The sequence below is a fragment of the Pantoea sp. CCBC3-3-1 genome (assembly GCF_007981265.1).
Lineage (GTDB): Bacteria > Pseudomonadota > Gammaproteobacteria > Enterobacterales > Enterobacteriaceae > Erwinia.
In genome coordinates this window covers 1,440,368-1,451,979 of the sequence record NZ_CP034363.1, presented here as the reverse complement: position 1 = coordinate 1,451,979, position 11,612 = coordinate 1,440,368, and the positions used below count along the sequence as shown (strand labels likewise).

The window sequence follows — 11,612 nt, the reverse complement described above, 5'->3', positions numbered from 1 at the left end:
GTAAGGTTATCAGGACAAAACATGCAAAAATTTAATCCGGTCGATCATCCGCATCGCCGCTATAACCCGCTGTCAGATCAGTGGATTCTGGTCTCTCCCCATCGTGCTAAACGGCCATGGCAGGGTGCGCAGGAAACGCCTTCACAAGAAAAATTACCGGCTCATGATCCGGACTGTTTTCTCTGTCCTGGCAACACCCGCGTAACGGGCGATAAAAATCCCGATTACACCAGCACCTATGTGTTTACCAACGATTTTGCTGCGCTAATGACCGATACGCCGGATGCGCCAGAAAGCGAAGATATTCTGATGCGCTGCGAAAGCGCGCGCGGCACCAGCCGGGTTATCTGCTTTTCGCCGGATCACAGCAAAACGCTGCCAGAACTTTCCGTTTCCGCACTGGAAGAGGTGGTACGAACCTGGCAGGAACAGGTTGCCGATCTGGGTCAGCACTATCCGTGGGTGCAGGTGTTTGAAAACAAAGGCGCGGCGATGGGCTGTTCCAATCCCCATCCGCACGGACAGGTCTGGGCAAACAGCTTCCTGCCCAATGAAGCGAAGCGCGAAGACGATCTTCAGCGCGATTACTTTGCCAAACATGGTTCGCCAATGCTGGTGGATTACGCCACGCGTGAACTGAAAGACGGCAGCAGAACCGTGGTTGAAACTGAACACTGGCTGGCCGTGGTGCCGTGGTGGGCGGCGTGGCCATTTGAAACGCTGCTGCTGCCAAAAGCGCCTGTCAAACGGCTGGTTGATTTAACCGATGCACAGCGCAAGGATTTAGCCCTGGCGTTGAAAAAACTGACCAGCCGTTACGACAACCTGTTCCAGTGCTCTTTCCCCTATTCCATGGGCTGGCACGGCGCGCCGTTTAACGGCGAAGAAAACCAACACTGGCAGCTTCATGCTCATTTCTATCCGCCGCTGCTGCGTTCTGCGACGGTACGCAAGTTTATGGTCGGCTACGAGATGCTGGCAGAAACCCAGCGTGATTTAACGGCGGAACAGGCGGCTGAACGCCTGCGCTCCGTCAGCGACATCCATTTCCGCGAGACCGGAGCATCAGAATGACATTACAAACCGCTACCCAACAGCTTTTTGCCGACCAGTTTGGCTATGCTGCGACACAGACGTTCCAGGCGCCGGGCCGTGTGAATCTGATCGGCGAGCATACCGATTACAATGATGGCTTTGTGCTGCCTTGTGCGATTGATTATCAAACGGTCATCGCCTGTGCAAAACGCGACGACCGCGTGGTCCGCGTTATTGCAGCAGATTACGACAACGAGCAGGATAGTTTTTCACTGGACGACGCGATTACCTCACATGAAACGCAGATGTGGTCTAACTACGTGCGCGGCGTGGTGAAGCATCTGCAACTGCGCAACGGTGATTTTGCTGGCGTGGATATGGTTATCGCGGGCAACGTGCCTCAGGGCGCGGGACTGAGTTCTTCCGCCTCGCTGGAAGTGGCGGTAGGCACGGTTTTCCAGCAGTTGTATCAGCTGCCGCTGGACGGTGCCGCCATCGCCGTAAACGGTCAGGAAGCGGAAAACCAGTTTGTCGGCTGTAACTGCGGCATTATGGACCAGCTGATTTCCGCGCTGGGCGAGAAAGATCACGCCATGCTGCTCGACTGCCGGACGCTGGGTACACAACCTGTGCCAATGCCGGAAGATATTGCCGTGGTCATTATCAACTCCAACTTCCGCCGCAGTCTGGTGGGCAGTGAGTACAATACCCGTCGTCAGCAGTGCGAAGCCGGTGCCCGCTTCTTTGATAAAACGTCACTGCGCGATGTGGATTTGCAGCAGTTTGCGGCAAGGGAACAGGAGCTGGATCCGCTGGTCGCTAAACGCGTTCGCCATGTGCTAACTGAAAACGCCCGCACGCTGGAAGCTGCTAGCGCGCTGGCAAAAGGCGATCTGGCGCGGATGGCCGTGCTGATGGCGGAATCGCACGCTTCCATGCGCGATGACTTCGAAATCACCGTGCCGCCAATCGATACGCTGGTGGAAATCATTAAGGCGACGCTCGGCGAGCGTGGCGGCGTGCGCATGACCGGCGGCGGCTTCGGCGGCTGTGTCGTGGCGCTGATGCCGCTGGATTTGGTCGATAGCGTGAAGTCCGCCGTGGCGGAGCAGTACGAAGCCCAATCCGGCATTAAAGAAACCTTCTACGTCTGTAAAGCATCGGCAGGAGCAGGTCAATGCTAAGAGAAATCAACTCCCATGCGCCCGACGGCCAGCCGTGGCGTATCACCACGCTGCGCAACGCTGGCGGCATGGTTGCGACGTTTATGGACTGGGGCGCGACCTGGCTGTCGGCGCGTGTCCCGATGAAAGATGGCAGCGTACGTGAGGCTCTGCTGGGCTGCGCGACACCGTCCGACTACCTGAATCAGACGGCCTATCTGGGCGCGACCGTCGGCCGCTATGCTAACCGCATCGCTAACGCGACGTTGCAGAAAGACGACGTATCTATTCAACTGACGGCGAATCAGGGCGTGCATCAGCTGCACGGCGGCCCCGAAGGCTTCCATCATCGCCGCTGGCAGATCGTGCGTCAGGCAGAGCAGGAAGTGGAATACAAACTGGAATCTGTCGATGGCGATCAGGGTTATCCCGGCAACCTGTTGGTTTCGCTGCTCTACCGGCTGGAAGATGACAATACGCTGTCGATCCAGTATCAGGCAACGGTCGACCAGCCCTGCCCGGTCAATCTTACTAATCACGCCTATTTTAATCTGGATGCGCAGCACGATGATGCCCGTCATCATCGTTTACAGCTCAACGCCGATTACTATCTGCCGGTGAACCGCGACGGGATACCGAATGCCGATCTGACCGCGGTGACCGATAGCGGTTTTGATTTCCGTCAGCTGAAAAGCGTTGCGCAGGATTTCCTGCTGGATGCGGATCAGCGCGCGGTGAAAGGCTACGATCATGCTTTCCTGCTGAACGAAGTGGCGGATAACCAGCCCAACGCCGAACTGTGGTCTGCGGATGGCCGGTTAAAGCTTAGCGTCTTTACGACCGCGCCTGCGCTGCAGTTTTACTCCGGCAATTATCTGGAAGGCACACCGGCGCGCGAACAGGGCGTCTATACTGCCTTTCAGGGCATCGCGCTGGAAAGCGAGTTTCTGCCCGACTCGCCGAATCACCCTGAATGGCCACAGCCCGACTGCTGGCTACAACCCGGTGAATCGTATCAGTCGGTAACGCGCTATCGTCTGACGGCGGTTTGATTAAGCGCATGAAAAACGTGCATCGCGATGGCTACAGGCTTACGCGCTGCACAGATTTCCGTTATGGTAATGGCCTGTAGAAATTGCGACGGAATGCGTCGGGCAATTTTCGGTTTACCATTATCTCAGAAACGTCAGAAATTTAAGGAGTTAAGCTATGGCTGTAACTAAGCTGGTTCTGGTACGTCACGGCGAAAGCCAGTGGAACAATGAAAACCGCTTTACCGGATGGTACGATGTTGATCTTTCCGATAAAGGGCGTACCGAAGCGAAAGCGGCGGGTCAGCTGCTGAAAAAAGAAGGTTTTACCTTCGACTTCGCTTATACCTCCGTGCTGAAACGTGCCATCCACACGCTGTGGAACATTCTGGACGAAGTGGATCAGGTTTGGCTGCCGGTTGAAAAATCCTGGCGTCTGAACGAGCGTCACTACGGTGCGCTACAGGGTCTGGATAAAGCGGAAACCGCGCAGAAATACGGTGACGAGCAGGTTAAACAGTGGCGTCGCGGCTTTGCAGTGACTCCGCCAGAGCTGGATCGTGCCGATGAGCGTTTCCCTGGCCACGACCCACGTTACGCTTCGCTGACCGCTGAACAGCTGCCAACCACCGAAAGCCTGGCGCTGACCATCGATCGCGTGCTGCCTTACTGGAACGAGTCCATTCTGCCGCGCATGAAAAGCGGTGAGAAAGTGATCATCGCTGCACACGGTAACTCCCTGCGTGCGCTGGTGAAATACCTGGACAACATGAGCGAAGAAGAGATCCTCGAACTGAACATCCCAACTGGCGTACCACTGGTGTATGAGTTCGACGAAAACTTTAAGCCGATCAAACACTACTACCTGGGCGATGCCGACGAGATCGCTGCGAAAGCGGCTGCCGTGGCTAACCAGGGTAAAGCAAAGTAATTTGCTGATGTTCAGACAATAAAAAATCCGCCCTCGGGCGGATTTTTTTATGGCGCTTTACTTAGCCGCGACGGGCTTTTACCGCGTCCGCCAGCTGGCGCAGCACAGTTTCAGTGTCTTCCCAGCCGATGCAGCCGTCGGTAACGCTTTTGCCGTAAACCAGCGGCTCGCCGCTTTCCAGACTCTGATTGCCTTCGACTAAATGGCTCTCAATCATTACGCCGATAATCGCTTTGTCACCGCCCGCAATCTGCTGCGCGACATCGTCCGCCACCGTCAGCTGCTTTTTAAACTGCTTGCTGCTGTTAGCGTGGCTGAAGTCGATCATCACCTGCGGGTCCAGACCCGCTTTTTCCAGGCCGGCTTTTACGGCATTCACATGGTGCGCACTGTAGTTTGGCTCTTTGCCGCCGCGCAGGATGATATGGCAGTCGCCGTTGCCGCTGGTTTCGACAATGGCGGAATGGCCGTATTTGGTGACTGACAGGAAGCAGTGTGGTGCGCTGGCCGCGTTGATTGCGTCGATAGCGACCTTAATCGTGCCGTCGGTACCATTTTTAAAACCTACCGGACAGGAAAGGCCGGAGGAAAGCTCGCGGTGCACCTGGGACTCGGTGGTGCGCGCGCCAATTGCCCCCCAGCTCATCAGATCGGCCACGTACTGCGGAGTAATCATGTCCAGAAACTCACCGGCAGCCGGTAAGCCAGTATCGTTAATGTCCAGCAGCAGCTTACGGGCAATACGCAGGCCATCGTTAATCTGATAGCTGCTATCCATGTGCGGATCGTTAATCAGTCCTTTCCAACCCACCGTGGTACGCGGTTTTTCAAAATAGACCCGCATCACCACTTCCAGGGAATCACTCAGCGCTTCGCGCAGCTTCAGCAGGCGCTGAGCGTATTCTTTCGCGGCGGTAACATCATGGATGGAACAGGGACCAATGACGACTAATAAGCGGTCGTCGGTTTTTTGCAGAATATTGTGAATTGCCTGACGGGCCTCAGCGACTGTTTTCGCCGCCGTGTCCGTGGCCGGGAATTTTTCCAGTAAGGCAACAGGAGGAAGCAATTCTTTTATTTCTTTGATTCTCAGGTCATCATTCTGATAATTCATAATATTTCCAGATATTTTCATGGCAATACTGCACACCAGGCGCATCTCAGCCAATTTATCGCGTGCGCACGGGGCTGTAAATCAACTTTCCCTGAATAATCATCGGGCGAATTTGCTGTTCTGCTAATCCTTACTATACTTTTATCGGTCAACACTAAAAAAAAACGCATAGAGATCACAAGCTTCACGAATGTGAGCATTATGCGGGAGACGCTTGCGCCTCCTCCATTTCTTTATTCAAACCGCGTTTTCAGCAAGGTTTGGATCGTCAACACAAAACATTAACGGAGCATAATGATGAACAAGTTTGCGATCGTATTTCTGACAGCAGCGATGACTCTGGGCAGTGGCGCAGCAATGGCCGCTGGCGGCAACAACGGTACCGCTAACCAGGCGGCAGATGCGGGCGCAGCCGCGGGTGGAGCAAAAGAGAATTTGGCACCGAACAAAGTTGATAACAGCAAAATCAACAACACCGGTGATGCAACGGCCACGCACAACGGCACTAAGCATAAAACCACCAAACATCATTCAAAGATGACCGCCGACCAGATTGATAAAAATACCCAGTGTAAAGACGGTAAATGCCCGGATATCAATAAGAAAGTCGGACCCGGTGCAGATACCAAAACGGATGGCACCACGCAGTAATCCAAACGGGTATCTTACTGAAAGGGGAGCTTTGGCTCTCCTTTTTCATTTAGAGAATCTCCTCTCTGACGCTCATTTTTCACGTTCTGGTTTATTTCTCAAAAACTGACGCTTTAATAAGGCATCGCACTGCGGCAGAGAGCGTTATTAACGTTAAGTCTTTGTGTTTTGTCAGGTAAAATTATTGATATGATTAAGCATGCTTGATTTTAAAACTGGATAATTATGGCGCACTCGCATTCTCATACCGGTGGAAACCGCAATCGTTTACTGGCCGCATTTCTGGTCACTGCTATTTTTATGGTCGCTGAGATTGTCGGCGGACTGCTGTCGGGTTCACTGGCGCTGCTGGCCGATGCCGGACACATGCTGACGGATACCGCCGCACTGCTGATGGCGCTGTTGGCCGTACAATTTGCCCATCGCAAGCCCAACAGCCGCCATACCTTTGGTCTGCTGCGCTTAACCACGCTGGCTGCCTTTGTTAATGCCCTGGCGCTGATGGTCATCACTGCACTGATCGTCTGGGAAGCTCTACAGCGCTTTATGCACCCAGAGCCGGTTGCCGGTGGATTTATGCTGGTAATTGCAGTCGGTGGTCTGTTAGCGAACCTGCTGTCGTTCTGGCTGCTGCATCAGGGTAGCGAAGAAAAAAACCTTAACGTCCGTGCCGCCGCGTTACATGTGCTGGGGGACTTGCTGGGATCGGTGGGTGCCATCATTGCCGCGCTGATTATCATGTATACCGGCTGGACGCCTGTCGATCCGATTCTGTCAGTGGTGGTGGCGCTGCTGGTATTAAGAAGCGCATGGGCGCTGATGAAAGAAAGTTTTCATGAGCTGCTGGAAGGGACCCCGCCTTCGGTAGACGTGGATAAATTAAAACGGGCGCTGACGCGTGGCATTCCTGAAGTGCGAAACGTTCATCATCTTCATTTATGGCAGGTGGGCGAAAAACCGGTGATGACGCTGCATGTTCAGGTCATCCCTCCCTACGATCACGATGCCCTGCTGCACCGCATCCATGACTATCTGCATGAACATTATCAGATAGAGCACGCCACGGTGCAGATGGAGTATCAGAGCTGCGATGACGGCGACTGCGAACTCTCCTGGGGAAAAAGCGGGCACGATCATGCTCATGCCCATCATCATCACTAAAGGTTAAGAAAGCGCCCGGGAACCCTGTTCACGGGCGCTTTTGATCCACAGCCAGGAACCATTCAGTGCAATTAACGTCAGGATCGCATACTCCAACGCCATCGCATAAACTCCCTGCCGCGCAAAAATCATCACGCTTATCACATTGATCACTACCCACAGCAGCCAGTTTTCAACGTATTTGCGCGTCATCAGAATCATTGCCACAATCGACAGCACCATCAGGCAGGAATCCCAGAACGGGAAAGCATCCGGCTGAAGCTCCGGCATGGTTACCGCCAGTCCTGACGACTGCATGACGGTAACGGCAACCTGGGTCAGCCAGGCAAAGACCGGATTGATCCAGATCGTCATCAGGCCAATCGCGACCACGCAAACGCCCGCCCATCCCAGCGCCTTTTTCATGCTCAGCCAGCGGATCTGTAATACGTGCTGATTATTCGCATTCTGTCTGCTCCAGGCGTACCACCCGTAGATGTTTGCCACAAAGAAAAACAGTTGAAGCAGCAGACTGGCGTAGAGTTGGATTTGGAAAAATATCACCGCAAACAGCGTGACGTTAATCAGGCCAAAGGCGTAGTTAACCAGTTTTTCCAGGCTGGCAAGCCAGATGCAGAGCAGACCGGCGAGCGTGCCGATGGCTTCAATACACGACAGGTCGTAACCCCCCGTGCCAAGAGGGATGTGTACCAAAATATTGTGCGTGCTGAAAAAGTCCATATAAGTGTCGTTATCCTGATTTATTTTAACGTTGCCGCAAAGGTTAGCATACGGTTTAACGGTAGTAATGCGCCTTCACGGAGTTTGGCATCTACCTGTATTTCATGAGCACTTCCGCCCTGCTCCAGACCTTCTGCTATTGCTTTCAGGCCGTTCATCGCCATCCACGGACAGTGCGCGCAGGTGCGGCAGGTTGCGCCCTCACCCGCTGTTGGTGCCTCCAACAGCTCCTTATCCGGACAGGCCTGCTGCATTTTATAAAAGATACCGCGATCGGTTGCCACAATCATTTGCCGCTGCGGCAACTGTTTTGCCGCAGCGATTAACTGGCTGGTTGAACCGACGGCATCGGCCAGTTCTACAATCGCCTGCGGGGATTCCGGGTGCACCAGCACTGCCGCATCAGGATAGAGCGCTTTCATCCGCGCCAGCGCCTGAGTTTTAAACTCATCGTGCACGATACAGGCGCCCTGCCAGCAAAGAATATCTGCGCCCGTCTGACGGGTGACGTACTGCCCAAGATGGCGGTCGGGTGCCCAGATAATTTTTTCGCCCAGCGAGTCCAGATGTTCAATCAGCTCAACCGCTATACTAGAGGTCACTACCCAATCAGCGCGTGCTTTAACCGCCGCCGACGTATTGGCATAGACCACCACGGTACGATCGGGATGCGCATCGCAGAAGCGGCTGAATTCGTCAATCGGACAGCCTAAATCCAGCGAACATTCAGCCTGCAACGTCGGCATCAGAATGGTTTTTTCCGGGCTGAGTATTTTGGCGGTTTCACCCATAAATCGCACGCCAGCGACCAGCAGCGTGCTGGCGGCATGCTGGCTGCCAAAGCGAGCCATCTCCAGCGAGTCGGCCACGCAGCCACCGGTCTCCTCTGCCAGCGCCTGAATTTCCGGATCGGTGTAATAATGCGCCACCATCACCGCATTTCGTTCTTTCAGCAGCGTTTTGATCCTGGTACGGTAAAACTGTTTTTCGTCCGCCGACAGACGGGCAGGTTTAGGCGGGAAAGGATAAACGGCGGTTTCGGGATCGAACATCAGGCTCATGGCACCACTCTCGTTTGTTTAACTTAACCAAACCAGCTTCAGTCAGGTTACAAAAGCCATTACTGGCTTAATTTGTTTTATATGCTAAACACGATAGCTGAATTTTATGCCTCTGTCGCTGAAATTTTTACCACCTTCTTCAGCAGCATTTTCATTCACTGAGGGTGAATTCTTCAGCACTGTTTGCGGTGGCTTCGATTTTTAGCAGCAGGGCTTTAGCGGTCAGGCCACCGGCAAAACCGGTGAGTTTGCCATTGGATCCAATGACACGATGACAGGGCGCGATAATAGAGATCGGGTTTTTACCGTTCGCAGCACCGACCGCCCGAACAGCGGCAGGATGCCCAATCTGACGAGCAATTTCAGCGTAGCTGCGTGTCTCGCCAAACGGGATAGCTACCAGCGCGGCCCAGACTTTCTTCTGAAACTCGGTGCCGACAAAATCGAGCTTGACGGTAAAACAGCGGCGTTGACCGGCGAAATATTCCGCCAGCTGGCGCTCCGTCTCCAGCAAAATGGGATGAGAAGGATTTTCCTGAGGCATCATTGCTCTGACGCGCTTCGGGTTTTCATTTTCCCACAGAATAGCGGCCAGTCCGTTGTCGCTGGCGATAAGCGTCAGTTCGCCAACTGGCGACGGCAACAATTTAAAAAAATAGTCCATTGTTCTGCTCCCGGGGTTGTGGTCAGTTATCTGACAGAACTTATTATCCGCGTTGGTGGGCGATATACCCGCCGTTTTCGGTCATGCAAATAAATAAAGTTAGCTGACCGAAAACAGCGAGTTTCGTCGCATAAAACCGACCAGGCTGTGAACGTCAGCCTTACAGGATTATGCCATGATTGATGAAAAAATAGCTTATCAGGCGCTTACTTCCCGCGACAGTCGCTTCGACGGCGTCTTTTTCGTTGGCGTGACCTCAACCGGTATTTATTGCCGCCCCATTTGTCCGGTAAAAGCGCCGCTGGCTAAAAATTGTCTGTTTTTTGCCAGCGCCGAAGCGGCAGAGAAAGCCGCTTTCCGTCCCTGTTTACGCTGCCGTCCCGAGCTGGCGCCAGGCAATGCGCCGGTGGATAGCAGCCATCGTATCGCCACGTTGCTTGTTCAGCGAATTGAAGAAGGCGTATTGGAAAATACCAGCAGTCTCGAAAAAATCGCCTCGCAGTTTTCGCTCAGCCTGCGCCAGCTCCGACGCATCGTACACAAGGAGCTGGGCGTTTCACCGGTGGAGTTGAAACAAACGCGTCGATTGCTGCTGGCTAAACAATTGCTTACCGAAACCACACTGCCGATTACCGATATTGCTTTTGCCAGCGGTTTCGCCAGCTTAAGGCGCTTTAACGACGTTTTTAACACGCGTTATCGCATGCCGCCCAGCCGCCTGCGTAACTCTCTCACAGCAGATACGGTTGCGGTTGCCGGTGATACCTCTTCGCTGCTGCTAACCTACCGGCCTCCTTTTGACTGGGCAAGCCTGTTAAGCTTTTTAAGCAAGCGAGCGATTAAAGGCGTAGAGAGTGTCGATAACATCAGTTACGCCCGTACGGTGCGTCTGGGAGAGCATACGGGATGGATTCGTGTGGTACAGGTAACGAATGCGCTGAAAGTTGAGTTTACCCATTCACTGACGCCGGTTTTACCTGCGCTGCTCGGCCGCTTAAGAAATTTATTTGATTTGGATGCGCATCCGGCGTTGATCGTTGCCCATTTGCAGCAAGATCCGCGGTTAGGTGAAAGCCTGTCAAAAGATCCAGGCCTCAGGGTGCCTGGCGCGTTCGATAATTTTGAAATGGCGGTTCGGGCGATCCTCGGGCAACAGATTAGTGTTCAAGCGGCCACCACGCTGGGCGGGCGGTTTGCGGATGCTTTTGGCACGCCAATCGAAACGCCTTTTCCAGAACTCACTCATCTTTCGCCCATACCTGAACGTTTGATCACCGTTTCGGCGGATGAAATCGCCAGCCTGGGCATCGTTGGCGCACGTGCCCGGGCCGTGTTGGCGCTCGCCGAAGCCTGCGTGAGTAAAGCGCTGCTGTCTGATGTTGTGATGCAGCCCGATCGGGCGATTATGTTGCTGACGTCGCTGCCGGGCATTGGCGACTGGACTGCGCAGTATATTGCTATGCGTGCTCTGCGCTGGCCTGATGCCTTTCCTGCAAGCGATATCGTTGTGAGGAAAAATCTGGGCGGCGTGACGGCGAAGGAAGCGGAACAGCTGTCGCAGGCCTGGCGTCCATGGCGGAGCTATGCGGTGATGCATATCTGGAAAAATTTGACGCCGGGTAAAGTTGGGTAGCGGGTTGTGGGTGATGATTGCTGTGGATTAGGTGAGCGCTGTGGGCTGGGTGAGTGCTGTGGGCTGGGTGAACGCTGTGGGCTGGGTGAGCGCTGTGGGCTGGGTGAGTGCTGTGGGCTGGGTGAACGCTGTGGGCTGGGTGAGCGCTGTGGGCTGGGTAAGTCGCTTTGGCTCAGGCGTCTGCGAGGAAGGGCGGGCCGGAACTCGGACTCGCCGTAAATACCTCCCTGTAGGCTCGAGACGCGCGTCCCTGCGCGTCACGGTCCGCTTATCCGGCCCGCCCTTCCTGCTTTAAACAGCGGTGCTGCTGTCAAAATCGCTGTTGGACTGGTGCAGGGCTCTGCTTTTAAATAGCGGCTAACGGATAAGTTATAATGGGAATTGATTTGCGTACAGACGACACAATTGTTTGCGGGCGGCAGTAAGGGGCAGATAAGCCGGGTATCTG

Annotated in this window: 12 protein-coding genes; 8 read left to right on the top strand and 4 right to left on the bottom strand. The window is 54.2% G+C overall.

Going from position 1 to position 11,612, the window contains the following annotated elements; genetic code table 11:
- Positions 1-21: 21 nt before the first annotated feature.
- The 4 genes from galT (at position 22) to gpmA (ending at position 4,160) form a co-directional block, all read left to right on the top strand.
- Positions 22-1,074 carry a galactose-1-phosphate uridylyltransferase gene (gene galT / locus EHV07_RS06940; RefSeq protein WP_147196359.1) on the top strand — a complete coding sequence of 351 codons (1,053 nt, stop codon included), beginning with the start codon at positions 22-24 and terminating at the stop codon, positions 1,072-1,074.
- The gene (galK, locus tag EHV07_RS06935) at positions 1,071-2,219 is read left to right on the top strand and encodes a galactokinase (RefSeq protein ID WP_147196357.1); all 1,149 of its coding nucleotides are present in this window, start codon (positions 1,071-1,073) and stop codon (positions 2,217-2,219) included. The genes galT and galK overlap by 4 nt, the downstream gene beginning before the upstream one ends.
- On the top strand, positions 2,213-3,250 hold the full coding sequence (gene galM, locus EHV07_RS06930; RefSeq protein ID WP_147196355.1) for a galactose-1-epimerase: 1,038 nt from the start codon (positions 2,213-2,215) through the stop codon (positions 3,248-3,250). Before galK ends, galM begins: the two co-directional genes overlap by 7 nt.
- Before the next feature lie 157 nt (positions 3,251-3,407).
- The gene (gene gpmA / locus EHV07_RS06925) at positions 3,408-4,160 is read left to right on the top strand and encodes a 2,3-diphosphoglycerate-dependent phosphoglycerate mutase (protein ID WP_147196353.1); all 753 of its coding nucleotides are present in this window, start codon (positions 3,408-3,410) and stop codon (positions 4,158-4,160) included.
- A gap of 61 nt (positions 4,161-4,221) precedes the next feature.
- On the opposite strand, the gene aroG is transcribed toward gpmA, so the two are convergent.
- A complete protein-coding gene (gene aroG / locus EHV07_RS06920) occupies positions 4,222-5,274 on the bottom strand; it encodes a 3-deoxy-7-phosphoheptulonate synthase AroG (RefSeq protein ID WP_147196351.1) in 1,053 nt (350 codons plus the stop codon).
- A gap of 294 nt (positions 5,275-5,568) precedes the next feature.
- Between aroG and EHV07_RS06915 the strand changes: the two genes are divergently transcribed.
- Positions 5,569-5,925 carry a protein YbgS gene (locus EHV07_RS06915; RefSeq protein WP_147196349.1) on the top strand — a complete coding sequence of 119 codons (357 nt, stop codon included), beginning with the start codon at positions 5,569-5,571 and terminating at the stop codon, positions 5,923-5,925.
- 225 nt (positions 5,926-6,150) lie between these two features.
- Complete coding sequence (gene zitB / locus EHV07_RS06910) at positions 6,151-7,086, top strand: CDF family zinc transporter ZitB (protein WP_147196347.1); 936 nt, start codon at positions 6,151-6,153, stop codon at positions 7,084-7,086.
- A 3-nt stretch (positions 7,087-7,089) separates the two neighbouring features.
- Here zitB and pnuC read toward each other — a convergent pair whose 3' ends face one another.
- From pnuC to EHV07_RS06895, 3 genes are all read right to left on the bottom strand, one after another.
- A complete protein-coding gene (gene pnuC / locus EHV07_RS06905) occupies positions 7,090-7,806 on the bottom strand; it encodes a nicotinamide riboside transporter PnuC (protein WP_147196345.1) in 717 nt (238 codons plus the stop codon).
- Positions 7,807-7,826: 20 nt separating this feature from the next.
- The gene (gene nadA, locus EHV07_RS06900) at positions 7,827-8,867 is read right to left on the bottom strand and encodes a quinolinate synthase NadA (RefSeq protein WP_147196343.1); all 1,041 of its coding nucleotides are present in this window, start codon (positions 8,865-8,867) and stop codon (positions 7,827-7,829) included.
- A 151-nt stretch (positions 8,868-9,018) separates the two neighbouring features.
- Positions 9,019-9,531, bottom strand: coding sequence for a methylated-DNA--[protein]-cysteine S-methyltransferase (locus EHV07_RS06895; protein ID WP_147196341.1), 513 nt, complete (start codon positions 9,529-9,531; stop codon positions 9,019-9,021).
- Between the two features lie 175 nt (positions 9,532-9,706).
- Between EHV07_RS06895 and EHV07_RS06890 the strand changes: the two genes are divergently transcribed.
- Positions 9,707-11,164, top strand: a complete 1,458-nt coding sequence (locus EHV07_RS06890; RefSeq protein ID WP_147196339.1) for an AlkA N-terminal domain-containing protein — start codon at positions 9,707-9,709, stop codon at positions 11,162-11,164.
- Between the two features lie 6 nt (positions 11,165-11,170).
- Positions 11,171-11,383 carry a hypothetical protein gene (locus tag EHV07_RS06885; protein WP_147196337.1) on the top strand — a complete coding sequence of 71 codons (213 nt, stop codon included), beginning with the start codon at positions 11,171-11,173 and terminating at the stop codon, positions 11,381-11,383.
- Positions 11,384-11,612 lie beyond the last annotated feature (229 nt).

Bases quoted from the DNA above. Each gene is read 5' to 3' on its own strand.
- galK (WP_147196357.1), top strand. From the start codon at position 1,071: ATGACATTACAAACCGCTACCCAACAGCTTTTTGCCGACCAGTTTGGC.
- galT (WP_147196359.1), top strand. From the start codon at position 22: ATGCAAAAATTTAATCCGGTCGATCATCCGCATCGCCGCTATAACCCG.
- pnuC (WP_147196345.1), bottom strand. From the start codon at position 7,806: ATGGACTTTTTCAGCACGCACAATATTTTGGTACACATCCCTCTTGGC.
- galM (WP_147196355.1), top strand. From the start codon at position 2,213: ATGCTAAGAGAAATCAACTCCCATGCGCCCGACGGCCAGCCGTGGCGT.
- gpmA (WP_147196353.1), top strand. From the start codon at position 3,408: ATGGCTGTAACTAAGCTGGTTCTGGTACGTCACGGCGAAAGCCAGTGG.
- EHV07_RS06915 (WP_147196349.1), top strand. From the start codon at position 5,569: ATGATGAACAAGTTTGCGATCGTATTTCTGACAGCAGCGATGACTCTG.
- nadA (WP_147196343.1), bottom strand. From the start codon at position 8,867: ATGAGCCTGATGTTCGATCCCGAAACCGCCGTTTATCCTTTCCCGCCT.
- EHV07_RS06890 (WP_147196339.1), top strand. From the start codon at position 9,707: ATGATTGATGAAAAAATAGCTTATCAGGCGCTTACTTCCCGCGACAGT.
- aroG (WP_147196351.1), bottom strand. From the start codon at position 5,274: ATGAATTATCAGAATGATGACCTGAGAATCAAAGAAATAAAAGAATTG.
- zitB (WP_147196347.1), top strand. From the start codon at position 6,151: ATGGCGCACTCGCATTCTCATACCGGTGGAAACCGCAATCGTTTACTG.
- EHV07_RS06895 (WP_147196341.1), bottom strand. From the start codon at position 9,531: ATGGACTATTTTTTTAAATTGTTGCCGTCGCCAGTTGGCGAACTGACG.